Annotated in this window: 28 protein-coding genes; 20 read left to right on the forward strand and 8 right to left on the reverse strand. The window is 71.8% G+C overall.

Going from position 1 to position 25111, the window contains the following annotated elements:
- Entirely contained in the window at positions 1 to 1200 is a 1200-nt protein-coding gene (gene trmD / locus ABD262_RS03500) for a tRNA (guanosine(37)-N1)-methyltransferase TrmD (RefSeq protein WP_344131212.1), read from the forward strand.
- On the opposite strand, the gene ABD262_RS03505 is transcribed toward trmD, so the two are convergent.
- Both ABD262_RS03505 and ABD262_RS03510 read right to left on the reverse strand, forming a co-directional pair.
- Positions 1184 to 2008, reverse strand: a complete 825-nt coding sequence (locus ABD262_RS03505) for a ceramidase domain-containing protein (RefSeq protein ID WP_344131215.1) — start codon at positions 2006 to 2008, stop codon at positions 1184 to 1186. The two genes, trmD and ABD262_RS03505, sit on opposite strands and share 17 nt — an antisense overlap.
- Positions 2009 to 2053: 45 nt before the next feature.
- Positions 2054 to 2812, reverse strand: a complete 759-nt coding sequence (locus ABD262_RS03510; RefSeq protein WP_344131218.1) for an ABC transporter permease — start codon at positions 2810 to 2812, stop codon at positions 2054 to 2056.
- A 199-nt stretch (positions 2813 to 3011) separates the two neighbouring features.
- Between ABD262_RS03510 and ABD262_RS03515 the strand changes: the two genes are divergently transcribed.
- The 14 genes from ABD262_RS03515 to ABD262_RS03580 all read left to right on the forward strand — a co-directional run bounded on the left by ABD262_RS03515 (position 3012) and on the right by ABD262_RS03580 (position 14654).
- On the forward strand, positions 3012 to 4082 hold the full coding sequence (locus tag ABD262_RS03515) for a LacI family DNA-binding transcriptional regulator (RefSeq protein ID WP_344131221.1): 1071 nt from the start codon (positions 3012 to 3014) through the stop codon (positions 4080 to 4082).
- A 51-nt stretch (positions 4083 to 4133) separates the two neighbouring features.
- Positions 4134 to 4358, forward strand: coding sequence for a hypothetical protein (locus tag ABD262_RS03520; protein WP_344131224.1), 225 nt, complete (start codon positions 4134 to 4136; stop codon positions 4356 to 4358).
- Between the two features lie 252 nt (positions 4359 to 4610).
- Positions 4611 to 4970, forward strand: coding sequence for a 50S ribosomal protein L19 (gene rplS / locus ABD262_RS03525; RefSeq protein ID WP_344131226.1), 360 nt, complete (start codon positions 4611 to 4613; stop codon positions 4968 to 4970).
- Between the two features lie 71 nt (positions 4971 to 5041).
- Positions 5042 to 5782 (forward strand): signal peptidase I, encoded by a 741-nt coding sequence (gene lepB, locus ABD262_RS03530; protein ID WP_344131229.1) that lies wholly within the window; start codon positions 5042 to 5044, stop codon positions 5780 to 5782.
- Positions 5779 to 7221 (forward strand): signal peptidase I, encoded by a 1443-nt coding sequence (gene lepB, locus ABD262_RS03535; RefSeq protein WP_344131232.1) that lies wholly within the window; start codon positions 5779 to 5781, stop codon positions 7219 to 7221. The genes lepB (ABD262_RS03530) and lepB (ABD262_RS03535) overlap by 4 nt, the downstream gene beginning before the upstream one ends.
- A 3-nt stretch (positions 7222 to 7224) precedes the next feature.
- Positions 7225 to 7956: a ribonuclease HII gene (locus ABD262_RS03540; protein ID WP_344131234.1), complete on the forward strand. Its 732-nt coding sequence runs from the start codon at positions 7225 to 7227 to the stop codon at positions 7954 to 7956.
- Positions 7953 to 8270 (forward strand): DUF2469 domain-containing protein, encoded by a 318-nt coding sequence (locus ABD262_RS03545; protein ID WP_056922553.1) that lies wholly within the window; start codon positions 7953 to 7955, stop codon positions 8268 to 8270. The genes ABD262_RS03540 and ABD262_RS03545 overlap by 4 nt, the downstream gene beginning before the upstream one ends.
- Positions 8271 to 8402: 132 nt before the next feature.
- Complete coding sequence (locus ABD262_RS03550; RefSeq protein WP_344131238.1) at positions 8403 to 8774, forward strand: YraN family protein; 372 nt, start codon at positions 8403 to 8405, stop codon at positions 8772 to 8774.
- The gene (locus ABD262_RS03555; RefSeq protein WP_344131241.1) at positions 8771 to 10306 is read left to right on the forward strand and encodes a YifB family Mg chelatase-like AAA ATPase; all 1536 of its coding nucleotides are present in this window, start codon (positions 8771 to 8773) and stop codon (positions 10304 to 10306) included. Before ABD262_RS03550 ends, ABD262_RS03555 begins: the two co-directional genes overlap by 4 nt.
- Positions 10303 to 11403 (forward strand): DNA-processing protein DprA, encoded by a 1101-nt coding sequence (gene dprA / locus ABD262_RS03560; protein ID WP_344131244.1) that lies wholly within the window; start codon positions 10303 to 10305, stop codon positions 11401 to 11403. The genes ABD262_RS03555 and dprA overlap by 4 nt, the downstream gene beginning before the upstream one ends.
- Before the next feature lie 73 nt (positions 11404 to 11476).
- Positions 11477 to 12157 (forward strand): glycosyltransferase family 29 protein, encoded by a 681-nt coding sequence (locus tag ABD262_RS03565; protein WP_344131247.1) that lies wholly within the window; start codon positions 11477 to 11479, stop codon positions 12155 to 12157.
- An 11-nt stretch (positions 12158 to 12168) separates the two neighbouring features.
- Entirely contained in the window at positions 12169 to 12675 is a 507-nt protein-coding gene (locus tag ABD262_RS03570) for a hypothetical protein (protein ID WP_344131250.1), read from the forward strand.
- A 63-nt stretch (positions 12676 to 12738) separates the two neighbouring features.
- Positions 12739 to 13653: a tyrosine recombinase XerC gene (locus ABD262_RS03575; protein WP_344131253.1), complete on the forward strand. Its 915-nt coding sequence runs from the start codon at positions 12739 to 12741 to the stop codon at positions 13651 to 13653.
- A 170-nt stretch (positions 13654 to 13823) separates the two neighbouring features.
- Positions 13824 to 14654: a DUF3152 domain-containing protein gene (locus tag ABD262_RS03580; RefSeq protein WP_344131256.1), complete on the forward strand. Its 831-nt coding sequence runs from the start codon at positions 13824 to 13826 to the stop codon at positions 14652 to 14654.
- Here ABD262_RS03580 and ABD262_RS03585 read toward each other — a convergent pair.
- The 3 genes from ABD262_RS03585 to ABD262_RS03595 form a co-directional block, all read right to left on the reverse strand.
- Entirely contained in the window at positions 14636 to 15277 is a 642-nt protein-coding gene (locus tag ABD262_RS03585) for a M23 family metallopeptidase (RefSeq protein WP_344131259.1), read from the reverse strand. The genes ABD262_RS03580 and ABD262_RS03585 overlap by 19 nt on opposite strands.
- A gap of 128 nt (positions 15278 to 15405) precedes the next feature.
- Entirely contained in the window at positions 15406 to 16563 is a 1158-nt protein-coding gene (locus ABD262_RS03590; RefSeq protein ID WP_344131262.1) for a pyridoxal phosphate-dependent aminotransferase, read from the reverse strand.
- Positions 16564 to 16603: 40 nt separating this feature from the next.
- Entirely contained in the window at positions 16604 to 17851 is a 1248-nt protein-coding gene (locus tag ABD262_RS03595; RefSeq protein WP_344131265.1) for an MFS transporter, read from the reverse strand.
- Positions 17852 to 18108: 257 nt separating this feature from the next.
- Here ABD262_RS03595 and rpsB point away from each other — a divergent pair, with 257 nt between their 5' ends.
- Together rpsB and tsf are read left to right on the forward strand one after the other, a co-directional pair.
- The gene (rpsB, locus tag ABD262_RS03600; RefSeq protein WP_344131268.1) at positions 18109 to 19116 is read left to right on the forward strand and encodes a 30S ribosomal protein S2; all 1008 of its coding nucleotides are present in this window, start codon (positions 18109 to 18111) and stop codon (positions 19114 to 19116) included.
- Between the two features lie 99 nt (positions 19117 to 19215).
- On the forward strand, positions 19216 to 20046 hold the full coding sequence (gene tsf / locus ABD262_RS03605) for a translation elongation factor Ts (RefSeq protein ID WP_344131271.1): 831 nt from the start codon (positions 19216 to 19218) through the stop codon (positions 20044 to 20046).
- Between the two features lie 141 nt (positions 20047 to 20187).
- On the opposite strand, the gene ABD262_RS03610 is transcribed toward tsf, so the two are convergent.
- On the reverse strand, positions 20188 to 20703 hold the full coding sequence (locus ABD262_RS03610) for an iron chaperone (protein ID WP_425564792.1): 516 nt from the start codon (positions 20701 to 20703) through the stop codon (positions 20188 to 20190).
- 64 nt (positions 20704 to 20767) lie between these two features.
- Here ABD262_RS03610 and ABD262_RS03615 point away from each other — a divergent pair, with 64 nt between their 5' ends.
- The gene (locus tag ABD262_RS03615) at positions 20768 to 20956 is read left to right on the forward strand and encodes a hypothetical protein (RefSeq protein ID WP_344131274.1); all 189 of its coding nucleotides are present in this window, start codon (positions 20768 to 20770) and stop codon (positions 20954 to 20956) included.
- An 80-nt stretch (positions 20957 to 21036) separates the two neighbouring features.
- Here ABD262_RS03615 and ABD262_RS03620 read toward each other — a convergent pair whose 3' ends face one another.
- Positions 21037 to 21561: a mismatch-specific DNA-glycosylase gene (locus tag ABD262_RS03620; RefSeq protein ID WP_344131277.1), complete on the reverse strand. Its 525-nt coding sequence runs from the start codon at positions 21559 to 21561 to the stop codon at positions 21037 to 21039.
- A gap of 36 nt (positions 21562 to 21597) precedes the next feature.
- On the reverse strand, positions 21598 to 23559 hold the full coding sequence (locus ABD262_RS03625) for a M13 family metallopeptidase (RefSeq protein WP_344131280.1): 1962 nt from the start codon (positions 23557 to 23559) through the stop codon (positions 21598 to 21600).
- 143 nt (positions 23560 to 23702) lie between these two features.
- Here ABD262_RS03625 and pyrH point away from each other — a divergent pair, with 143 nt between their 5' ends.
- The gene (gene pyrH, locus ABD262_RS03630) at positions 23703 to 24455 is read left to right on the forward strand and encodes a UMP kinase (RefSeq protein ID WP_344131283.1); all 753 of its coding nucleotides are present in this window, start codon (positions 23703 to 23705) and stop codon (positions 24453 to 24455) included.
- Between the two features lie 86 nt (positions 24456 to 24541).
- On the forward strand, positions 24542 to 25099 hold the full coding sequence (gene frr, locus ABD262_RS03635) for a ribosome recycling factor (RefSeq protein WP_344131286.1): 558 nt from the start codon (positions 24542 to 24544) through the stop codon (positions 25097 to 25099).
- The last annotated feature ends 12 nt before the right edge of the window (positions 25100 to 25111 follow it).

Below are 25111 nucleotides of genomic sequence, written 5' to 3' on the forward strand. Positions count from 1 at the left end.
GTGATCCTCGACGTCGTCTCGATCTTCCCCGACTACCTTGCCCCGCTGGACCTGTCACTGATCGGCAAGGCCCGCCGTGACGGGCTGATCGACCTGCGGGTGCACGACCTGCGCGACTTCACCCACGACCGCCACCACTCGGTCGACGACACCCCCTACGGCGGTGGCGCCGGCATGGTGATGAAGCCGCAGCCGTGGGCCGAGGCGCTCGCGCACGTGGTCGCCTCGGGTGCCGGCGGTGCCCGGCCGCGACTCATCGTCCCGGGCCCCGGGGGTGTGCCGTTCACGCAGGCCCTGGCGCGTGAGCTCGCCGAGGAGCCGTGGCTGGCATTCGCCTGCGGGCGCTACGAGGGGATCGACGAGCGCGTCTATGAGTACGCCGCCCAGGACCTGGGGCTCCAGGTCTCGGTGGTCTCGCTCGGCGACTACGTCCTCAACGGGGGAGAGGTGGCGGTGCTCGCGATGGTCGAGGCCGTGGCGCGCCTGCTGCCCGGGGTGATCGGCAACGCCGAGTCCCTCGTCGAGGAGTCCCACGAGGACGGCCTGCTCGAGTACCCCGTCTACACCAAGCCCGCCTCCTGGGAGTCGAGTGCGGGCGTGACCCGGGCGGTGCCGCCGGTGCTGCTGTCGGGGGACCACGGGGCGATCGCGGCCTGGCGCCACCAGCAGCGGCTCGAGCGCACCGCGGCGCGCAGGCCCGACCTGCTGCACTCCTCGGCGGCCCTCACGGTCGACGACCTGGCGATCACGAGCGCCCGGCCGGCCGACGCCGCCGAGCTGACCACCCTCCAGCGGGCGTGCTGGGTGGGCGAGGCCCGGGCCAACGACACCCACGACATCCCGCCGCTGCTCGAGTCCGTCGACGAGGTCGCGCGGGGGCTGCAGGAGTGGCAGACCTGGGTGGTGCGCGCGGGCGGCCGGCTGGTCGGGTCGGTGCGCGCGCGGTCGCACCCCGACCACCCTGCCGTCTGGCAGATCGGGCGGCTCATGGTCGCCCCCGACCTCCAGGGCCGGGGCCTCGGACGCGCCCTGCTCGCGCACGCGGAGGCGCAGGCGCCGTCGGGCACGGCGGCATACTGGCTCAACACGGGCACCCGCAGCGAACGCAACCTGCGCACCTACCGCAAGGCCGGCTACCGCGTGCAGCCCGGCGAGGGCACCTTCGCGGGCACCGTCGACCTGCTCAAGCGGCGTCGCTGACCCGTTCGCTGACTCGTTCGACGACCCGTTCGCTGGCGTAGAGCCGGTAGAGCGCGTAGGCAGCCACGGCACACAGCAGGTGCCAGGCGGCGTGACCCTGCAGGAGTGAGTCGGGATGGCAGAGGGGCGACCCGTCCTTGGCCAGGTTCCAGATCGCGAACGCCAGGGCGAGCGCTCCCGCCGACGCCAGCCCCCATCGCGCCTGACGTCGCGCGGTGCCGCGCCGCCACAGCACCGCCTCACCGCCGAGAGCGACCAACAGGAACAGGCCGAACGCGAGGTTGGCGGGGCTGTCGACCACGGGGACGTGCCCCGGGAGGCGCTCGACCAGCTCGCAGACCGCCACGACGCCGACGAACGACGCCGCGAAGAAGCCGGTGCCGCGGCCCAGCACCCGGGTCACGGCGTACGACGACGCGAAGGCTGCGATGAGGTACATGCTCAGCAGGTCGAGGTGGCCGCCCAGCGCACTCTGGGTCGCGTGCATCGCCGCGCTCGCGGGACCGAGCAGCACCACCACCACGCCGAGCGCCGCCGCGAGCCGGGGGTTGGCCGCGATGGTCGTGCCGGGCGCGCCCGCCCTCCAGGCGATGGCCAGGCCGGCGAGGACGAACCCGGCGTTGCTGAACGTGTTGGCGGGCTGGAGGACGACGGCGCCGCGGGCCGCTTCGCAGAACCGGTCGCCGCGGCCGACGTCTGGCCCCAGCCAGCCGTGCGCCACCGCGAGCCACCACAGGCCCACCGACACGACCGCGACGCCACCGGCCAGGGCGAACGGTCGCAGGTCGCGCTGCGTGGCGGTCGGCATGGTGGCGAGTATGCCGCCGCGCGGGTCGAAGGCGTGAGGGCCGGCCTAGTCGACGAGGCTGGTGGCCAGGTCATCCGGGAGCAGCAGGCGCCTGGCCAGCAGGTGCTCGGCCACGAGCACGGTCACGGTCTGGGCAGCCATGATCCCGAAGAGCACCAGGACCTGGGCCGTCGCGGCCTGCGCCGGTGTGCCGCCGCCCAGCATGACCCCGATGAAGGCGCCGGGCAGGGTCACCACCCCCGTGGTCTTCACCTGGTCGAGCCCGGGGAGCAGCGCCTCGGGTGCGCGTCGGTGCACGATCTCGCGGATGGCCTGGCGGGGGAGCAGCCCCACCGAGAGGCTGGCTTCGTACTGGCTGTGCTCCTCGCGCAGGGCCGCGAAGGCGCGACGCCCGACGAGGGTGTGCGCGGTCATCGCGTTGCCGACGATGATGCCGGCCACGGGGATGACGGCGATCCCGGCCAGCGGGATCGTGCGGGTGGCGAGCACGATGGCCAGCACCGGGAGCACGCCGGCGGCCATCGCGAGCGCGGCCCAGGCCCACGCCCCCGGCGCCTCGACCCGGCGTGACGTCGTCAGCACCCCCATCCCGAACATCACGCAGACCAGCGCCACCGACCACAGCAGGCTGTCGACGACGGCGGCGATGAGCACCGCGGCGAGCCCGAGCTGGACGATGGCCCGCACCGCGGCCACCAGGACGGGGCGCTCGAGCCCGTAGCCGGCGACGCGGTGCGCGGCGAGGGCCACCGCCAGCAGCAGCACCAGCGCGATGCCGACGGGCCAACCCGGGTCGATGCTCACAGCCGTCACCGTATGGGGCGAGGCCCCCGAGGTGGGAGGACCCCCGCGCAGACCCTCCCGGGAAATTGGTGTGGCGCTGCGGGAATGTTTTCTGTATCGTTCTACTTGAACGATTTAGTACAACGATCCAGATGGTCGGTCCAGCATCGACCTACCACCGGTCCGGCAGCGCGAGCACGAGAGAAGGAGGTTCGCGGCCATGGGAAACGTCACCCTCAAGTCCGTCGCCGAGGCGGCCGGGGTCTCCATCTCGACCGTGTCGAACGCCTACAACAAGCCCGACCAGCTGTCGGCCGAGGTGCGCCAGCGCGTGCTCGAGACCGCCAAGGCGCTCGGGTATGCCGGCCCCAACCCGGCTGCGCGGAGCCTGCGGTCCCAGCGCGCCCGTGCCATCGGCCTGGTCTTCACCGAGCGGCTCAGCTACGCCTTCTCCGACCCCTACTCGGTCGGCATGCTGGCCGGGCTGGCCGAGGTGGCCGAGCAGTTCCAGACCGGGCTGCTCCTCATCCCGCTGATGCCGTTCGACCCAGAGCGCCCCGAGGAGGTCGAGGCCAGCGCCGAGGCCATGCGTGCCGCGGTCGTCGACGGCGTCCTGGCCTACTGCCTCGACATCGACCACCCGGCGCGGGAGATCGCCGTCGACCGGGGGCTGCGGATGGTCGCCACCGACGACAAGGACCCGCGGATGGACGGGCTGGTCCTCATCGACGAGCGCGGAGCCGCGCGGCAGGTGGGGGAGCACATCCGGCGCCTGGGGCACCGCAACGTCGGGATCGTCGTCGACAGCAAGGTCGACTCACCCGCCGTGGTCGAGGTCAACGACGTGGAGCACCGCTCGATGTCGTTCTCGTGGGACCGCTACGACGGCTTCCGTGAGGGCCTGGGCCCCGACGTCACCGTGCGGACCGTCGCACCTCCCGGCCACAACTCGGTCGAAGCGGGCCGGGCTGCCGGTGCGCACCTGCTCGACCGGCAGGACCGCCCCACCGCGATCATCACCGTCAGCGACGTCCTGGCCCTCGGGGTCCTCGACGCCATGCGCCAGCGCGGCCTCACCCCCGGGCGCGACGTGTCGCTGTCCGGCTTCGACGACGTGCCCGCGGCGGCGGACGCCGGCCTCACCACCGTGCGACAGCCGATCGCCGAGCGCGGGCGCATCGCAGGCCGGATGCTCCTCGACCCCGACTACACCGAGCGCCGAGTCGTGCTCCCCACCGAGCTCGTCGTGCGGTCCAGCACCGGACCGGCCGCGACGCCACAGACGCGCTGACGAACCCGCCAGCGTCCACCGCAAGACCCCGCACCCTGAAGGGAGAAGGACATGAGCGACTACATCGCCCTCACCATCAACAGCAACGCAGGCGCCGCCCTGGCCCGGTCGGCCCGCCCGGACGCCCCCGTCGTCGATGACGGCCGCAGCACCCGTCCGGCTCGCCGGCCGGTGCGTCGTTCGCTGGCGACCACGCTGCGCAGCGCCGCCGCCGGCCAGCGTCGCCTGGCCGACCGGATCGACCCGGCCTGCCGTCCGGCGCACGCCGGCGCCTGAGCCCGTGACCCCTGACGACCCGGCCACGCGGCATACCGGGTCGTCAGGGGGCCGCGACGATTTCCGCCGCGGCCCCTGTGCGTGGCAGAATGGCTCCTCGCGCCTGCGTGACCAGCGGCCCCTGCCACAGGGGGAGTGTCCGGGCAGTGTCCCGGCCACGTGGTCGGTCCACGCACACGGCGCGAACCATCATCAGCAGCACGACCCAACACCCTGGGCGACCTGTGGCGCCGAGAAGAAAGCGAATCCGCCATGCAGCGTTTCGACGAGCTCGACAAGGCCTCCCTCCGCGAGGACATCCCGGCCTTCCGCGCGGGTGACACCATCAACGTCCACGTCAAGGTGGTCGAGGGCACGCGCTCGCGCGTCCAGGTCTTCAAGGGCGTCGTGATCCGTCGCCACGGTGGGGGCATCGGCGAGACCTTCACGGTCCGCAAGGTCTCCTTCGGCGTCGGCGTGGAGCGCACCTTCCCGCTGCACACCCCGATCATCGACCACATCGAGGTCGTCACCCGCGGTGACGTCCGTCGCGCGAAGCTGTACTACCTGCGCGACCTGCGCGGCAAGGCCGCCAAGATCAAGGAGAAGCGCGAGACGACCCCCGCCAAGTAAGGCGGAATCATCTCCCCCTCAGCGCGTCCCGGCGCTCGCCGCCACAGCCCTGAGGGTTAGGCTCCGGAGCGATGAACCCCGGACCGGAAGCACCCCAGCAGGACCCGGCCGCCGCACCAGTCGACACTGGCGTGGCGGCCGAGCCCGAACGCCCCCGAGGCGGCCCGTCGTGGCTGCTGCTCGGTGGCATCGCCCTGCTGGTGATGCTGCTGGTCCGGGGTTTGCTCGTGCAGTCCTTCTACGTGCCGTCCGGCTCGATGGAGCCGACGATCGAGCCCGGCGACCGGATCCTGGTCAACAAGCTGGCCGACGGCGACTCGGTCCGACGGGGCGACGTCGTCGTCTTCGACGGCACCACGACCTTCGCCGCGGCCGACCTCACCCCACACCAGGACGACGGCGCCATCGGCAAGGTGCTGGGTGAAGCTGCCTCGCTCGTGGGGGTCGAGCTCGGGGAGCAGGACTTCGTCAAGCGGGTGATCGGGCTGCCGGGCGACCACGTGGTCTGCTGTGACCGGGGACGGCTCACGGTCAACGGCAAGGCCATCGACGAGACCTACGTCATGCCCGGCGACAAGCCCAGCGAGCTGGAGTTCGACATCACCGTCCCGGCCGGTCGGCTCTGGGTGATGGGCGACCACCGCAGCGACAGCGCCGACTCGCGCTCGCACCTGGGCGACCCGGGCGGCGGGACCGTGCGGCTGTCCGACGTCATCGGTCGCGCGACCGCGACCTACTGGCCCCTGTCGCGCCTCGGCCGGTTCGAGCGCCCTGACGCGCTGGCCGACCTGCCCCGGGCGAGTGCGCCGTGAGCGGCACCCCTCGCGACGGCGAGAGCGGCTGGCTGAGGTACGAGGCGGAGCAGCCCGACCCGGCCCCGGTCGAGACCGACAGCGGTGACTCCGCCTGGCTGCGCCACGACCTGCCGGACCCCAGCGCGACCGAAGCGGCCGACCGTGCCGACGCCACCGGCGCCCCGGAGCCGGGTGCGGCGACCGATGCCACCTCGCGCTCGCCCGAGTCGCCGTGGCTGCCCTCCGACGTGGAGGTGGCCCGGACCACACCGACCCCCGGGCAGGCCCACGACACCGGTGTCCGCCCGACGATCGTGGTGGAGACCGAGGAGTCCACGCCGATGCACCCGTCGTCGGCCACTCGTCCGCTGCCCGACCAGACGCTCGCCGCCGCTGCTGCCTCGGTCTCGGTCGGCGCCTGGGACTCGGATGCTGCGAGCCCGGATGCTGCGAGCCCGGATGCTGCGAGCCCGGATGCTGCGAGCCCGGATGCTGCGAGCCCGGATGCTGATGACTCACCCGCGGGGGGTCCGCACGGCGCTGACGGCTCGGACGCGCTGGGCGACCCGCGGGTCGTGGAGGCCGACGAGGTGGGCGCGGAGCGCCGCGGCGGCGACGACGAGTCCGTGGGTGGCCTCGCCGTGCTCGGTGCGGCCATCAAGGAGTTCGCCATCGTGGTCGGGATGGCCCTCGTGCTGTCCTTCATCGTCAAGACCTGGCTGCTCCAGGCCTTCTACATCCCGTCGGGGTCCATGGAGGACACCCTGGTCCTCAACGACCGGGTCATCGTCAGCAAGCTGACCCCGGGCCCGGTCGACCTCAAGCGGGGCGACATCATCGTGTTCGCCGACCCCGGCCAGTGGCTCGACGAGACGCCGAAGGCCAAGCAGGGCCCCGTCGCCACCGTGGTCACCGAGACGCTCACCTTCGTGGGGCTGCTGCCCGACAACGCCGAGAACCACCTCATCAAGCGGGTCATCGGGCTGCCGGGCGACCACGTCGTCTGCTGCGACGAGGGCGGTCGGATCACCATCAACGGCACCGCGATCAAGGAGCCGTACCTCAAGCCGGGCGATGCCGCGAGCGAGCAGGACTTCGACATCACCGTGCCGAAGGGGCGGGTGTGGGTCATGGGTGACCACCGCTCCAACTCGGCCGACTCGCGGGTCCACGACGGCCCGGAGAACGACGGGAGCCAGGGGTCCGTCGACGAGCGCCTCATCGTGGGTCGTGCCGTCGCACTCGTCTGGCCGCTCGACCACCTGACCTGGCTGTCCAACCCGACCGCCACCTTCGCGCACGTCCCGGCACCCTCGGCCGCCACCGGGGCCAAGCCACAGGGTGCGGGTGTCCCCGGTGTGCCCGTGGGCGAGGGCGACGGTCCCGGCGACGACCCCAGCGCCGGCCCCAGCGGTGGCGAGGTGGGCGGCACCGATACCCCGACCGGGTCGGGCTGAGCGATGGCCCAGCCAGTGCGCAGCCGCAAGCCCAACCTCCGGGTCGAGCGCCAGCTCCAGCGTGACGGCCACCGGGTCCTCGCCGGCATGGACGAGGTGGGTCGCGGCGCCCTCGCCGGACCGGTGACGGTCGGGGTGGTGCTCATCGACGAGTCGTGCCGCAGCGCCCCCACCGGGGTCAAGGACTCCAAGCTGCTGACCCCCGCCGCGAGGGTGGCCATGGTCCCGCGGATCCGGCGGTGGGCGCTGGCCCACGCCGTCGGTCACGCCTCCCCGCAGGAGATCGACGAGATCGGCATCATCGCCGCGCTGCGACTGGCCGGCTGCCGGGCCCTGGCGGCGGTCGACGTGGTGCCCGACCTGGTCATCCTCGACGGCAACCACGACTGGCTCACCGCCCCCGACGAGGTAGGGCTGTTCGCGTTCACGTCGGGCGACGCCCCGGTCACGCCACCGGTCACGACCATGATCAAGGCAGACCTCAAGTGCTCGTCGGTCGCCGCGGCGTCGGTGCTGGCCAAGGTCGAGCGCGACGCGATGATGGTCGAGCTCGCGCCGCAGCACCCGGCCTACGGCTGGCACGAGAACAAGGGGTATGCCGCGCCCGAGCACCTCGCGGCGCTCGAGGCGTGCGGGGCGACGGACCTGCACCGACGGTCGTGGCGGCTGCCGGGACTGACGATGGATGATGAGAGTGTTCGGCAGGGTGAGCAACCGGAGATGAGCACGCGATGAGTTCTGAGGACCTCGAGAAGTACGAGTCGGAGATGGAGCTCCAGCTCTACCGCGAGTACCGCGACGTGGTGGGCCTGTTCTCGCACGTGGTCGAGACCGAGCGGCGGTTCTACCTGTGCAACTCGGTCGACGTGAAGGTGCGCTCCGACGGGGGTGAGGTCTACTTCGACGTCACCATGCAGGACGCCTGGGTGTGGGACATCTACCGACCCGCGCGGTTCGCCAAGCAGGTCCGGGTCGTGACGTTCAAGGACGTCAACGTCGAGGAGCTCGCCAAGGCCGACCTCGAGCTGCCCAAGGGTCAGGGCTTCTGACCCTCTGACGGTGGCCGTGTCGGCACCCGTGCGCCCCTCGGTCGTCCCCAGGCCGGCCTCGCCCGCCGTCCCGTCCACAGGCGCTTGCCCGCCCCGTGTCGCCCGGCCTCCCCGCAGGCTTGGGTGGGACGCATGGCAGACACGGCGGATCCGCGCAGGGCTTTGGGGGAGTATGGCGAGCGGCTGGCCGAGCGCTACCTGACCGACCTCGGGCTGACCGTCGTCGACCGCAACTGGCGGTGCGCCCGAGGTGAGCTGGACCTCGTCGTCCGAGACGGTGACTGCCTGGTCTTCTGCGAAGTGAAGACCCGTCGCACCGAGCGGTTCGGCTCCGCGGTGGAGGCCGTCCACCCGCGCAAGGCGGCGCGACTGCGCCGGCTCGCCTCGGCCTGGCTCCAGGAGCACCAGGTGCACCCCGCACGCATCAGGATCGACGTGATCGGCATCCTGCGACCGGCCGAGGGACGCGCCGTGGTCCGGCACCTGCAGGGCGTGGAGGCATGACCTTCGGCCGCACCCGCTCGGTGACCCTGGAGGGGCTGGCCGGCGCAGTGGTGGAGGTCGAGGCCCACCTGTCCGGTGGCCTGCCCGCCTTCATGCTGGGCGGGCTGCCCGACACGGCCTGCGCCCAGTCGCCCAACCGGGTCAAGGCGGCGGCGGCCAGCATCGGGCACTCGCTGGCGCAGAGCCGGATCACGGTCAACCTGTCGCCGGCCTCGATCCCGAAGAACGGCAGTGGTTTCGACCTGCCGATCGCCATCGCCGTGGCGACGGCCCTCGGCCTGATCCGGTCGGACCGCGTGGACGACGTGGTGCACCTCGGTGAGCTGGGGCTCGACGGGTCCATCAGGCCGGTGCGCGGTGTCCTGCCTGCCGTCCTCTGTGCCGCCCGGGCAGGGTGTCGCGACGTCGCCGTCCCGGTCGACAACGCGGCCGAGGCGGCCCTCGTCCCCGACATCCGGGTGCACCCCGTCGCCCACCTGGCCGATCTCATCGCAGCCCACGCAGCGGGGGCGGAGTCCTTCGGCGTGACCACCACCGGCACGGCGTCGCGACCGCCGGCCGCCAAGCCTCCGCCCGACCTGGCCGACGTCGTGGGCCAGGAGGAGGCCCGCTCGGCGCTGGAGCTGGCCGCCGCGGGCGGACACCACCTGTTCCTGCTCGGACCGCCGGGCTCGGGCAAGACGATGCTCGCCGAACGGCTGGTGTCGATCCTGCCGCGCCTGAGCCGGGAGCAGTCGATCGACGTCCTCGCCGTGAGGTCCCTCCTCGGCGTGACGGCGGCCGAGCTCTCCGTCGAGGGCCTGCCGCCGTTCGTCTCGCCGCACCACAGCGCGACCCAGGCGGCGATCATCGGCGGGGGGAGCACGACGGTGCGTCCCGGCGCGATCACCCAGGCCCACCACGGGGTCCTCTTCCTCGACGAGGCGCCGGAGTTCAAGGCCGCGGCCCTGCAGTCCCTGCGCCAGCCCCTGGAGTCGGGTCAGGTGGTCGTGTCGAGGGCCCGCGCCAGCGTGAGCTTCCCGGCCCGCTTCCAGCTGGTCATGGCGGCGAACCCCTGTCCGTGCGGCCTGGGGTTCGGCAAGGGGGTGGGCTGCTCGTGCACCCCGCTGGCCAAGCGCGGCTACCTCGGTCGTCTGTCGGGTCCGCTGCTCGACCGCGTCGACCTCCAGGTGCAGGTGCCGGCCGTGACGAGATCCTCGCTGGCCGGACCCGCGGGCGAGAGCAGCTCGACCGTCGCCGCGCGGGTGGCTGAGGCGAGAAGGGCCCAGGCGGAGCGCTGGGACCAGACGCCGTGGTCCCTCAACAGCCAGGTGCCGGGACCCACCCTGCGCCGGCGCAGGTGGCGGCTTCCGCCGGAGGTAACCACAGACATCGACCGCGCCCTGGAGCGGGCCCAGCTCACCCTCCGTGGGTACGACCGGGTGATGAGGGTGGGCTGGACGGTGGCCGACCTGGCGGGACGGGGGAGCCCGACCCGTGACGACCTCGGGCAGGCCCTCATGTTGCGCAACCAGGGTCCGGTGGCGGCATGACCGGGATCGCGACGGTCCGCGGTGAACGCGCCGCGCGGGTGGCGTGGGCCCGGTTGACCGAGCCCGGCGACTCGGGGGTGGCGGCGCAGATCTCGGCCGTAGGGGCGGAGGAAGCCCTTCATGCGGTGGGCGCCGAGACCACCTTGGGCCAGCGGATGGCCGAGCGCCTCGCCGAGCTCGACGTCGACCGTGACCTCGCCATCGCCCGACGCCTGGGCGCTCGACTGGTCGTGCCGGGCGACGCGGAGTGGCCGGTGGGTCTCGACGACCTCGAGGCCCCGCCGGTGTGCCTCTGGGTGCTCGGGGGCGCACGCCTGAGCGACGTGACTACCAGGAGCGTTGCCGTCGTGGGGGCCCGGGCCGCCACCGGCTACGGCGTCCACGTGGCGAAGGAGCTGGGCGCCGGACTGGCCGAGCGCGGGTTCGGGGTCGTCTCGGGCGCCGCCTACGGCATCGACGGGGCGGCCCACGAGGGTGCCCTGGCGGTCGAGGGAGTCACGGTCGCCGTGCTCGCCTGTGGTGTCGACCGGCCTTACCCGTCGGGCCATGCAGGACTGCTCCGGCGCGTCCAGGTGGACGGCCTGGTGATCAGCGAGGTCCCGCCGGGGTCAGCCCCGACGAAGTGGCGGTTCCTCAGCCGCAACCGGATGATCGCGACGCTGACGCAGGGCACCGTGGTCGTCGAGGCGGGGCTGCGCAGCGGGTCGCGCAACACCGCCCGACTGGCGGATGACCACCTCAGGGTCGTGTGTGCGGTGCCGGGCCCGGTGTCGTCGGCGGTGTCAGCGGGATGCCACGAGCTCGTCCGGGGCGGGGCGATCCTCGTCACCGATGCCGCCGAGGTCGCGGAGGCGGTGGGCCCCATCGGCGAGCTGGCCCCGCGCAAGGAAGGTGCGGGCCAGCCCGGCGACGACCTCGAGCCGAACCACCGGATCGTGCTCGCGGCCCTGCCGACGCGCAAGCCCGTCACCACCGAGGAGCTGGCCCGCCTCAGCGGTCTCAGCAGCACGGAGGTCAGGGGCGCGCTCGGGGCGCTGGACCTCGCGGGCCTCGCCCGACGCCACGGGGAGGGGTGGCGCCGGCCACCAGGTCGGTGAAACCTGCTGCGGCACGGCGCGCCCTACCGTCCAGGACCTCTCCGCCAGGTCCGGCGGCTGGCACAATGACGCCGTGCTCGCCGCCGAGGTCGCCTCCTCCCAACAGGCCCAGTGGGACCTGGTGCGCGACTACCTCGCCTCCTACGCCGAGAACCGCCCGGTCCGGAAGGTGACGGTCGTGGGCAATGCGCCGCTGGGTCCCAACCCCGACCGCGTCGCGCGGATCGACAGCAGCGACCTGGTCTTCCGGATGAACTCGATGGCGCTGGACGACCCGGGCGCCCCTCCGTGCGTGGGGACCAAGTGCCACGTGCTGGTCGTGTCGCGATACGCGCCGGTCACCCCGTGGATGTTCCAGGACTACCGGCAGCGCGCCTACCTGATCCCGCAGGCCGGCTACGGGCTGCGCTACATCCTCCTCCCGCAGCCGTACTTCTGGCCCTCGGACCTCGGCACCATGCCCGTCCCCAACGCCCCGGTCATCACCCGGCTGCTCGACCAGCTCGATCCGGACCACGAGCCCAACCAGCTGATCCCCACCTCCGGGACCATCTCCTGCTTCCTGGCCCACGAGATGTTCCCCGAGGCCGAGATGTACGCGACCGGCTTCTCGTTCCTCGACGGCGTGCAGCAGGACTCGTGGCGCTACCAGAGTGGCGGAGGAAGCCCGGTCATCCCGGCGCACCAGCTCGGCCTGGAGGCACGACTGCTCCGTTCGTGGATCGACGATGGCACCATGCGGATGCTGCCCTGAAAGAGGAGAAGATGTCCGGAACTGATGCGCGGCCGCAGGGTGTCGGGAACCCGTCGCCCGGCGCCTACCGACGAGCTCGCCGTGCCTTCGGGCGGTGGCGACGCAGTCTCGCGGACCCCAACAACCTCGCCGTGAAGCTGGACCAGCAGCGCGCCCAGCTCGACCGTCAGTCGACCCAGATCGCGGAGCTCAAGTCCTCGGTCGCAGCGCTCGGAAAGCGACTCCATCCTGTCGAGTACGCGTCGAAGCACCGTGAGGTCGAGCACGGCGGGATGGCCATCCAGATCGGCATCGTCGAGGAGCGGCTCGGCAAGATCGAGGAGGGCCTGCGGGGTGCCGAGCTCGTGGCCGACGACGCCGAGCGAGCCGAGGCGCGAAGCCTGGTCGAGGCGGTGCGTCGCGAGCACGAGCAGGTCCGTGTCCGCATGCAGGTCATCGCCCAGTACGAGGAGCGGCTGCGACGACTGGAGGACGCTGTGGTCAAGCTCTACGACGGAGACGTGCGCCACCCCTTCTGATGCGGCGGGTGGGCTGCGGGGTGGCGGCTTGTGTGCCGCTCCCTCGTTTGCGACGGTGACGGCGTGAGTGAGTCCCTGCCGCAGACGCTGGCGGCCTTCGAGCGCCACCTGCGCAGCGAACGTGGCCGCTCGGAGCACACGACCCGGGCCTACCTCGGCGACCTGAGGGGACTCCTGAAGTTCCTGCAGGACGAGTGCGGCACCACCGATCTCGCCGCAGTGGGCCTGCGGGAGCTGCGAGCCTGGCTCGCAGCCCAGGCGGAGTCGGGAGCAGCCCGGTCGACGATCGCGCGGCGATCTGCCGCCGCCCGCACCTTCCTCGGCTGGGCCGCCAGGACCGGGCGGATCGCCCAGGACCCCTCGCTGCGCCTCGCCGCGCCCAAGCGCGCCGGCCACCTCCCCGAGGTGCTGCGCCAAGGAGACGCCACCGCACTGATGGACCTCGCTGCCGTGGCCAGCGACGACCAGGACCCGATGCACCTGCGCGACCGGGCCGCTGTGGAGCTCCTGTACGCCAGCGGGATCCGCGTGGGCGAGCTGACCGCCCTCGACGTCGACGACCTCGACCTCGCGGGCGGGGTCCTGCGCGTGATGGGCAAGGGAGGCAAGGAGCGCACCGTGCCCTTCGGCGCCCCGGCCCGCGAGGCCGTCGACGCCTGGCTGACGTTCGGCCGCCCCCAGGTCGCCGTGGCGGGCAGCGGCCCCGCCCTGCTCCTGGGCCGCCGCGGCCGACGGGCCGACCCGCGGCAGATCCGGGCAGCGGTCCACGAGCTCCTCTCGCACCTGCCCGACGCGCCCGACCTCGGGCCGCACGGCCTGCGCCACAGCGCAGCCACCCACCTCCTCGAGGGTGGCGCGGACCTGCGCCTCGTCCAGGAGCTCCTGGGACACGCCTCCCTCGCCACGACGCAGATCTACACCCATGTGTCCGTGGAGCGGCTCAAGGCCTCCTATCGACAGGCCCATCCCCGTGCCTGAACCCGGCGGCGATGCCTGGACGTTGCCGCGACGTCAGCACCGGGGCGACGCCGTGTTGGGGGTCATCGGGCGTGCCGCTCCCGCACACGCCGCCCGAAGGAGGAAGATGAACGCCGAAGACGTTCGTCCGATCCGTGGGGGTCGGTCACCGGAGAGGAGCTGTGCAGCGCGTGCGTGAGGACCTGCCGGCCACCCGCAAGACCCGCCGACACCGACGTCGGCCCAGCCGTCAGGTGCGCCTGCGTCGCACCATCACCGGTGCCGTCGTCCTCCTGCTCGTCGCTGTCGTGACGGTGCGGCTCACGACCGGCGACGACACGACGCGGCTCGACGCCGCGGGATCGGCCGCCCAGGCGACGACCTCCGTCTCGAGCTCCCCGAGCACGACCCAGACACCCAACGACGAAGACGGGTCGTCCACGACCGAGACCTCGACGGCCGGCGCCACCACCGTCCCGCAGCGCGGCAACGGCACGATCACCGTGGTGTCGGTGCCCCACGCCGCTGTCGCCGCCACCGGCCGCACGGTCAAGTACACCGTCGAGGTCGAGGGCGGGCTCGGGGTCGACCCGGCCGAGGTCGGCGCCACCGTCCAGTCGATCCTGCTGGACCCCCGGGGCTGGCAGAAGGTCGACGGCGTCCGCTTCGTCAACGTCACCCCGGAGCAGGCCGCCAAGGGAGCCCACGTCGACGTGCGGGTCACGCTCGCGAGCCCCGGCTTGACCGACAAGCTCTGCGCGCCGATGCGGACGCTCTCCCAGGTCTCCTGCTGGAACGGCGAACGCTCGGTGCTCAACTTCCGCCGCTGGGCGCTGGGCGACGACAGCTACGGCTCCGACGTCGCGCGCTACCGCATCTACCAGGTCAACCACGAGGTCGGGCACGGCCTCGGCCACCAGCACCGGATGTGCCCCGGCAAGGGCAAGCGTGCTCCCGTGATGGTGCAGCAGACCCTCGACCTCGGCGGCTGCAAGCCCTGGCCCTACCCGTCCGGCGCCTGAGCCAGCGGGAGCAGTCGCACCCGACGACCACCGGTCAGGAACACGAGGGGATCGAGGTAGGTGTGGTCGCGGACGGCGCCGAGGTGCAGACAGGTCGGTCGGCAGTGGGAGCCGGTCCCCGCCAGCTCACCCAGCCGTGACCCCTGTGCGACGACCTCGCCGACGGTGACAGCCGGCTCGACCGGCTCGTAGGTCGACCGCACCCCCGACGGATGCAGGACCGTCACCGTGCCGCGGTCGGCGATCCGGCCCACGTGGGTCACGGTGCCGGCATCGACTGCCAGCACAGCGTGCCCCGTCGACCCGGCGAGGTCGATGCCCCGGTGCCCGGCGCCGTACCTGGTCCTGGGACGGAGGAACGGCCGCACGACCTCCGGTCTGGGCGCCAGCGGCCACGACCAGCGCCCCGGCAGCGTCGGGGGCGGCCGAGGCGTGCCCACGGTGGCCGACCCGGGCGCGACCCGCGGCCCGTCGGACCCTGCGGCACCCACGGCGTCAACCACCGTGACCGCGGGGCTGCTGTCCGCACGTGCCGGCTCCGACCGCAGCTGCGGTGAGGGAAGGGCCAGCCCTGCCGAGACGACCACGGCGGTCGAGACAGGGAGGAGGAGGGCGGTGCGCATCCCGCCACCTTGCTGGTGCCTGCGGATCTCCGCGACGGACACCCGGTCGTGCTGTGGACGTGACGCGAGTCGGCGACCGCCTGTGGACGCGCTACCGCGTCACGGAGCGGACCGGCCTCCCGCGAGCGTCAGAGTCGGCTGAGCCGGCTCACTGCCTCGTGCAGCACCTCGTCGCGCTTGCAGAACGCGAACCGCACCAGCGTCGGGGCAGCGCCCTTGTCGTCGTGGAAGACCGACACCGGCACCCCGACGACGCCGGCTCGTGCGGGCAGCTCGCGACAGAAGGCGAGGGCGTCGACGGCCCCGAGCGGCGCGGCGTCCGCGATGACGAAGTAGGTGCCATCAGGGACGGACACCTGCAGCCCGGCTGACTGAAGGCCAGCGACGAGCAGGTCACGCTTGGCCTCCAGCGAGCTGGCCAGACCGGCATACACGTGGTCGTCGAGAGCCAGGGCGACGGCGACGGCTGGCTGGAAGGGGCCGGAGCCGACGAAGGTGAGGAACTGCTTCACCGCCCGCACCGCGGCGACTGCGGCGGCCGGGCCGCTCACCCAGCCGACCTTCCAGCCGGTGGCGGAGAAGGTCTTGCCTGCCGAGGAGATGGTCAGCGTCCGCTCCCACATCCCGGGCAGGGTGGCGACCGGCACGTGCACGGCGCCCCCGAACACGAGGTGCTCGTAGACCTCGTCGGTGACCACCCAGGCGTCGTACTCCCTTGCGAGCGAACAGATCAGCTCGATCTCCGACCGGCTGAACACCTTGCCCGTGGGGTTGTGCGGGGTGTTGAGCAGGACCATCCGCGTCTTCGTCGAGAACGCCGCGCGCAGCGACTCCTCGTCGACGGCGAAGTCGGGGAAGCGCAGCACCGACGTGCGCCGCACCGCCCCCGCGAGGGCGATCGACGCGGCATACGAGTCGTAGTAGGGCTCGAAGGTGACCACCTCGTCACCGGGCTCGCACAACGCGAGGATGGTGGCCGCGATGGCCTCGGTGGCGCCGACCGTGACCAGCACCTGCGAGCGCGGGTCGACGTCCAGGCCGTAGAGCCGCGACTGGTGGGCGGCCACCGCGGCCAACAGCTCCGGCACCCCGGGACCGGGCGGGTACTGGTTGCGGCCACCGTCGATCGCGGACTTGGCGGCCTCGAGCATCTCGCGCGGGCCGTCGGTGTCGGGGAACCCCTGGCCGAGGTTCACGGCGCCGTGCTCGGTGGCCAGCGCGGTCATCTCGGCGAAGATCGTGGTGCCGAACGGTGCCAGTGCGCGTTTGCCGGGTGGTCGGGCCATGCGCCCGAGCGTATGCCGCGGGCCGGGGTCCGTGGCGGAGCTACCCGCGCGCCTCCGCCTGCGCCTCATCGGCGTGGGCAATGTGCCCCAGCTGCCGCCAGACGAGCACCAGGGTGATGCCGGAGCCGACGAACGCGAACCAGAACGGGGCGGCGAGCCCCCACTGCTCCGCGATGACCCCGCCGAGGCCCTGGCCGACGACGAGCCCGAGGAACAGGCCGACGACGTAGACGCTGCCGACCCGGCCCTGGAACTCCTGGGGCACGGCGCGCTGCCGGACCGCCTGGGAGACCGTGCCCCACACGAACGCGTAGCCGCCGAAGACCACCATGATGGCGATCGCGAGCCAGCCCACCGTCGTCACCGCGAGCGCGAGGTGGGTGAGCACCTCGAGGAGCAGGCACCCCCGCATCAGGGTCGCGAGGGGGATCCTGCGCTCCAGCCAGCCGTAGCAGCTGGTGCTGACCAGCCCACCCGCTGCCGCCGCCGTGGTGAGCAGGCCGAAGCCGACCTCGCCCATGTGCAGCCGGTCGAGGGAGTAGAGGACGAGCACCGACCAGGCCGCGCCCCAGGTGATGTTGAACGCGAAGATCACCAGGGCCAGCGTGCGGACCGGGGCGTGGCCGCGGATCCAGCGGACCCCGTCGGCGATGTCGCGCCGCACGTGGGTGTCCGGCACGCCACGGACCCCGCCGCGGGGGGTGGCGATCCGGGCCACGAGGACGACGCCCAGACCGACGCACGCGACCTGCACGACGAACGGCCAGACCATGCCCGCCGCGAACAGGAAGGCTCCGAGCGGGGGGCCGACGAGCTGGTTGGCGGTGAGGAAGCCGGCCTGGAGCCGGGCGTTCCCGATGCCGAGGTCGGCCTTGTCCACCAGCATCGGCAGCAGGGTCCCGGTGGTCGTGTCGGCGAACACCTCGGCCACGCCGTAGACGAACATGGTCGCCAGCACGAGGCCGATCGACACCCGCCCCGTCACGATCGTCACGCACAGGACCGCCACGACGACCGCCCGCAGGAGGTCGGCCACGATGACGACCCGACGCCGGTCGAGCCGGTCGGCCACCGCTCCGGCCCAGAGCCCGAAGAGCAGCCAGGGGAGGCGCTGGAGCACGGCGGCGAGGGCCACGAGCACCGCGTTGCGGGTCTGCGACGCCACGAGCAGCGGGCCGGCCGCCAGGGCGATCCCGTCGCCGATGTTGCTCACCCACGAGGACGCGAGCAGCCAGCGGAAGCTGCGCCCCAGCCGCGGCGGTGCGACGACGTCCAGAACCCTGCTCACAAACGCGCGAGCCTACCTTCCTCCGCGATTTCCCGATCACCGTCGTGAGCACGTACGATGGTCGGCGGTCCACGTGTGCTCGTACACGCAGACCCAATTCGCGCGTCTTCCGCCCGCTGACTCGGCTCGCCGACGAAACGGGGGCGCACCACAGCAGTCCGGTGACCTCACCGGTGGGGTGCGTCGCAGGCGCCAGGCAGGTGGTCGCACCCATGCGGCACACCGACGCAACTGACAACGACACAAGGAGACACGGCATGGCCGTCGTTACCATGCGCCAGCTCCTCGAGAGCGGCGTCCACTTCGGGCACCAGACCCGTCGCTGGAACCCCAAGATGAAGCGCTTCATCATGACCGAGCGCAATGGCATCTACATCATCGACCTGCAGCAGTCGCTGACCTACATCAACAACGCCTTCGAGTTCGTCAAGGAGACGGTCGCCCACGGTGGGTCGATCCTCTTCGTCGGCACGAAGAAGCAGGCCCAGGAGCCCATCGCCGAGCAGGCGACGCGCGTCGGGATGCCCTACGTCAACCACCGCTGGCTCGGTGGCATGCTCACCAACTTCAACACGATCTCCAAGCGGCTCACCCGCCTCAAGGAGCTCGAGGAGCTCGACTACGACAACGTCGCGGGCTCGGGCTACACCAAGAAGGAACTCCTGATCTTCAAGCGGGAGAAGGACAAGCTCGAGAAGACCCTCGGCGGCATCCGCAACATGGCCAAGGTCCCCTCGGCCGTGTGGATCGTCGACACCAAGAAGGAGCACCTCGCCGTTGACGAGGCTCGCAAGCTCGGCCTGCCGGTCATCGCGATCCTCGACACCAACTGCGACCCCGACGAGGTCGACTACAAGATCCCGGGCAACGACGACGCCATCCGCTCCGTCACCCTGCTGACCCGCGTGATCGCCGACGCCGTCGCCGAGGGCCTGATCGCCCGCAGCTCCGGCAAGTCCGGCGAGCAGGCCGAGGGTGTCGTCGCCGGCGACGAGCCGCTGGCCGAGTGGGAGCGCGAGCTGCTCGGTGGCGACGCCGCCAAGGCCGCGGAGTCCGCAGCACCGGAGGCCGGCGAGACCGCCGCTGCCGACGCGACCGACGCCGCACCGGCCGAGGCCGCAGCGGTCGAGGTTCCTGCCGAGGCTGCTCCCGTCGAGGCTGCAGAGGCCCCCGCCGCGGAGGCCGCCCCGGCCCCCGTCGCCGAGGAGACCGCTGCTCCCGAGGCTGCTGCCGAGACGCCGGCCGACGCCGACGCCAAGGCCTGAGCCGCACCTGTCCTTCAGTCGGACTGCTCCTGCCAGACGCGACCACGTCTGGCAGGAGCACGTCAGGCCCAACCGTTAGAGAAGAGCTGAGAATCATCCATGGCGAACTACACCGCCGCTGACATCAAGGCCCTGCGCGAGTCCACGGGCGCCGGCATGCTCGACGTCAAGAAGGCGCTCGACGAGGCCGACGGCGACCGCGCCAAGGCCACCGAGATCCTGCGCGTGAAGGGGCTCAAGGGCGTCACCAAGCGCGAGGGCCGCACCACGTCCAACGGACTGGTCACCGCCCAGGCCGGTGACGGCGTGGGCACCCTCGTCGAGGTCCTGTGCGAGACCGACTTCGTGGCCAAGGGCGAGAAGTTCATCGCGCTGGCCGCCCAGGTCCTCGCCCAGGCCGTCGCCTCGGGTGCCGCTGACGCCGACGCGCTGCTGAAGAGCTCGCTCGAGGACGGCTCCACCGTCCAGGAGCTGCTCGACGGCGCCAACGCGACCATCGGCGAGAAGATCGAGGTCAAGCGTGTTGCCCGCGTCGAGGCCCCGGTCGTCGTGTCCTACCTGCACAAGACCAGCCCCGACCTGCCTGCGCAGATCGGTGTGCTCGTCGGCGCCGAGGGCGACGACGAGCAGGTCGCGCGTGACGTGGCCATGCACATCGCCGCGTTCAGCCCCACCGTGCTGACCCGTGACGAGGTCGACGCCGAGACGGTCGAGAACGAGCGTCGCGTCGCCGAGGCCACCGCGAAGGAGGAGGGCAAGCCCGAGGCCGCCCTCCCCAAGATCGTCGAGGGTCGCGTGAACGGCTTCTTCAAGGAGAACGTCCTGCTCGAGCAGGCGTTCGCCAAGGACGCCAAGAAGACGGTCGAGAAGGTCCTCGCCGAGGCCGGCACGAAGGTCAGCTCCTTCGTCCGCTTCCGCGTCGGCGGCTGACCCGCTCAGTCACGACCCAGCACCACCCAGCACCACCCAGCACGACCCAGCGCCACCCGACGAGGCCCCTCACCGCACGGTGAGGGGCCTCGTCGCGTGTCTGAGCTGTGTGGGCGTGGGTATGCCGCGTGGCTGAGCCGGCTACCCGGCGGCGCGCTTGACGAGGGCGGCGATCTCCTTCTCGAGCGCGGGGGTCAGCCTCGTCAGCGCGTAGCCGATCGGCCACATGTCGCCGTCGTCCAGCTGGGCGCTGTCGTTGAACTCGAAGGTGGCGTAGCGCGCCTTGAACTTGCTGGCGGGCTTGAAGAAGGCCACCGCCTTCCCGTCGCGCTTGTACGCGGGCATGCCGTACCAGGTCGAGGGCTCCAGGTGCGGAGCCGCCGCGGTGACGATCTGGTGCAGGCGCTCGGCCAGCTCACGGTCCTCCGGCGGCATCTCGGCGATCTTGTCGAGCAGGTCCTGCTCGCCGACGGCGCCCTTGGCCTCCTTGGCCCGCTCCTTCATGGCGGCGCGCTCCTCGGCGCTGAACCCGCTCTTGCTGCCAGCCGTCCTGGGGGCGGTCTTCGTGGTGGCCTTCGTGGTGGCCTTTGTGGTGGTCTTCTTCGCCGTGGTCGGCATCGTGGTCCCTCCCGGGTCGTCGTGGTCGGTCGGGACCATTCTCGAAGACCCAGCACCTCGGACGCTTCTCGAAAACTGATCACTTCTGCCGCATACTCACCCCATGGGGAGACGCGCGAAGCAGACAGCACCCGCCCGCCGGCAGGCCCGGGTGCAGCCGGACTTCACTCGCCTGCCCGAGCGGATCGCCCCCGAGGACATGGTCACCACCCAGGTCGTCGAGCCGCCCGAGGACCCACAGGGTGGCCGCGACACCGAGACGGAGTTCATGCTCCGCAACGCCGGGTTCTGACCCGACCCAGGCGCCGGTCCCGAGCTCGGCGAGGTCCGCGCCCCTTCGGCGGCGGTCCATCCTCGGGGTCCGCGAGCGGGTCAGCGCGCGGTGAGCTCGGGGGCGGCCACGGCGGCCAGGTCCTGCCACCACGCCAGCCGATCCGGACGCCCGTCGTAGTCCCGGCGACGGTTGGCGCCGCTCGTGCCCGGGAGGACGAAGACCTCGGCCCGCCCGATGCCCCACGGGGCGAGCCCGAGGCCGGGTGGGCGGTGGCCCAGGGCCCGCGCGGCATACGCCGCCGTGCCCTTCGCCGTGAAGGCGACGAACGCAGGTTGCCACCGCTCGACGTCGGCCACGAGCCGCTCGATCTCGACCCAGCCCCGTCCGGTCTCGTGGTCCCAGTGACCCACGAGGTCGGTCAGACCGAGCCCGTGGTCGACGACCCGGTGGTCCTCGTCCGGCCTGAGCTGCCGTGCCGTGAGGCCGCTGCGGTGCAGGCAGTCCCAGAAGTTGTTGCCCGGGGATGTGTAGTAGTGGTCACGGTGCTTGGTGCTCGCGGCGCCGGCCAGGCCACAGAACACGATCACCGGGTCTGAGCCGACGATCTCGTCCAACAGCTGCATCAGGCCTCCCGTCGTGGCAGCGTCGAGCCGCGGACCTCAGAAGATGTGGACGCGCTCCTCGGGGGCCAGCCACATACCGTCGCCCTCGGTGACCCCGAAGGCCTCGTGGAACTCGTCGCAGTTGCGCACCGCGTTGGCCCGGACCTCGGTGGGGGAGTGCGGGTCGATCGCGAGCAGCCGCTTGGCCTCCTCGGTCCTGGCCTTGCCCGACCAGACCTGCGCCCACCCGAGGAAGAACCGCTGGGGGCCGGTGTAGCCGTCGAGCTCCGGCACGTCCTGGCCTTCGGTGGCGATGCGGTAGGCGGAGTAGCCGATGGCCAGGCCGCCGAGGTCACCGATGTTCTCTCCGACGGTGAGCGCGCCGTTGACCTTCTCGTCCGGGGCTGCGATCGGGGACAGCGTGCTGAACTGGGCGATCAGGGCCTGGGTGCGCTCGTCGAAGCGAGCGCGGTCCTCCTCGGTCCACCAGTCGCGCAGCGCCCCGGTGGCGTCGTAGCGCGAGCCCTGGTCGTCGAACCCGTGGCCGATCTCGTGGCCGATGACCGCGCCGATGCCGCCGTAGTTCACCGCGTCGTCGGCGTCCATGTCGAAGAACGGCGGCTGGAGGATCCCGGCGGGGAAGACGATCTCGTTCATCAGCGGGTGGTAGTAGGCGTTGACCGTCTGCGGCAGCATCAGCCACTCGTCGCGGTCGATCGGGCCGCCCAGCTTGGCGAGCTGGCGCCGTAGCTCGAACTCGTTGGCACGGCGGACGTTGCCCACGAGGTCGTCGTCGATGGTCAGCGCGGAGTAGTCCCGCCAGCGGTCCGGGTAACCGACCTTCGGGGTGAAGGAGGCGAGCTTGGCCAGGGCCTGCTCCCGCGTCTGCGGACCCATCCAGTCCAGGCCCTCGAAGGAGCGCCGGAACGCCTCGACGAGGTTGGCGACCAGGTCGAGCATCCGCTGCTTGGCCTCCGGCGGGAAGTACTCGGCGGCGTAGAGCTGGCCGACGGCCTCGCCGATCGACGCCTCGACGAGGGTGACCCCGCGCTTCCAGCGCTCACGGTTCTCGGGGAGACCCGAGATGACCCGACCGGTGAAGTCGAACTCGGCGTCCACCAGCTCCTTGGACAGCAGCGGGGCGGCGGAGCGGACGACGTGGAAGGCGAGCCAGTGCCTGAGGTCGTCGACGTCGGCTTCCTCGAGCAGCGCAGACAGCCCCTCGAGGTAGGACGGCTGGCCCACCACCACGTGCGCGAAGGCGGCGCGGGCGTCCAGGGAGTCGACGAACGTGTCCCAGCCGAGCGTGGGAGCCAGGCCCACCAACGCGTCATACGCGAAGGGGTTGTAGCTCTTCACGGCGTCGCGGGTCGCCACGTTGTCCCAGTGGTGCCCGGCCAGCCGCGTCTCGAGGGCGACCACGCGCGCTGCCGGTGACCCCTCGTCGGTGGTCCCGCCGCCGATGCCCGCGAACTCGAGCATCCGGGCGACGTGCGGGAGGTATGCCGCGAGGATCGCCGCGTGCCGCTCCTCGCGGTAGTAGGACTCGTCCGGCAGGCCCAGCCCACCCTGGCCGAGGTAGAGGACGTACTCCTCGGGGTCCTTGGCATCCGGGGCCACCCCGAAGTCGAAGAGCCCCGGACCGCCTTCGCGCTGGAGGCGCCCGAGGACCCGGGAGAGGTCGTCGATGGTGGCGATCTGCTCGACGGCGGCGAGGTCGTCCGCGATCGGTGCCAGGCCCAGCTCGTCGGCCCTGGCCTCGTCCATGAACGAGCGGTAGAGGTCGCCGACCTTGCGGGTCGGCGAGCCCTCAGGGGCGTCCGTGTCGGCCGCAGCGCGCTCGATGATGGTGCGCACCCGCTCGTCGGACTGCTCCCGGAGCATGTCGAACGTGCCGTATCGACCCCGGTCGGCGGGGATCTCGGTGTCGCGGACCCAGGTGCCGTTGGCGTGCCCGAACAGGTCGTCCTGGGGACGGACGGAGTCATCACGGTGACCGGGGAGGATGCCTGACCTCATGCGCGTGTCTTCCTTCAGTGCGTCGATGGACCTTGCGATGACACCCTGCCACGCAGCGCAGACAGACGTGCAACCGGCAACGTGTGTCCAGCGGGAGTGTGGAAGGATTCGGTCACCGCCCCACACCTCCAGGAGGATCTGTCGTGACTTCTGCCCCCGAGCAGACCGCCCCAGCCGGATCCACCACCCCCCGCCGGCGGGTGCTGCTCAAGCTCTCCGGCGAGGTCTTCGGCGGTGGGCGCGTCGGGCTCGCCCCCGACGTCGTGCGCGGGATCGCCCGACAGATCGCGCAGTCGGTCAACGAGGGCATCCAGGTTGCCGTCGTCATCGGCGGTGGCAACTTCTTCCGCGGGTCCGAGCTCCAGCAGCAGGGCATGGACCGGACCCGCGCCGACTACATGGGCATGCTGGGCACCGTCATGAACTGCCTCGCGCTGCAGGACTTCCTCGAGAAGGAGGGCATCGAGACGCGCGTCCAGACCGCCATCACGATGGGGCAGGTCGCCGAGCCCTACATCCCGCGCCGCGCGATCCGCCACCTCGAGAAGGGCCGCGTGGTCATCTTCGGCGCCGGGGCCGGGATGCCGTTCTTCTCGACCGACACGGTCTCGGCCCAGCGAGCGCTGGAGATCAAGTGCGACGCCGTGCTCATGAGCAAGAACGGCGTCGACGGGGTCTACGACGCCGACCCGCGCACCAACCCCGACGCCCGCAAGCTCGACGAGATCAGCTACGCCGAGGCCCTCCAGCAGGGTCTGCGCGTGGTCGACGCCGCGGCCTTCAGCCTGTGCATGGAGAACAAGCTCCCCATGGTCGTCTTCGGCATGGAGGGTGAAGGCAACGTCGTCCGGGCCCTGCGCGGTGAGAGGATCGGGACGCTGGTCACCCCGGGCTGAGCCGGTCCCAGGCCGACCCACCCACCAGACTGACCACACCACGACCGGCGCAGCCCCGACGGGGAGCGCCCGAGAAGGAGCAGGACATGATTGAAGAGACTCTCCTCGAGGCCGAAGAGAAGATGGAGAAGGCCGTCGAGGTCGCCAAGGAGGACTTCGCGGGCATCCGCACGGGCCGGGCGACGCCGGGCATGTTCAACAAGCTCATGGTCGACTACTACGGCGCTCCCACCCCGCTGCAGCAGCTGGCGTCGTTCCAGACCCCGGAGGCCCGCACCATCCTGATCACGCCCTTCGACAAGTCGGCGATGTCGGAGATCGAGAAGACCCTGCGCGAGTCCGACCTGGGCGTGAACCCCAGCAACGACGGCAACATGATCCGCTGCGTCCTGCCCCAGCTCACCGAGGAGCGGCGCAAGGACTACATCAAGCTCGCCCGGCACAAGGGTGAGGACGCCAAGGTGTCCATCCGCAACATCCGCCGCAAGGCCAAGGACGAGCTGGACAAGCTCGTCAAGGACGGCGAGGTCGGCGAGGACGACGGAACCCGTGGCGAGAAGGAGCTGGACGCGACGACGAAGAAGTACGTCGACAGCGTCGACGAGCTGTTGAAGGGCAAGGAGGCCGAGCTGCTCGAGGTCTGAGCCGCTCGCCCC

Origin of the sequence: Pedococcus bigeumensis (genome assembly GCF_039531795.1) — a bacterium.
GTDB classification, from domain to species: Bacteria; Actinomycetota; Actinomycetes; order Actinomycetales; family Dermatophilaceae; genus Pedococcus; species Pedococcus bigeumensis.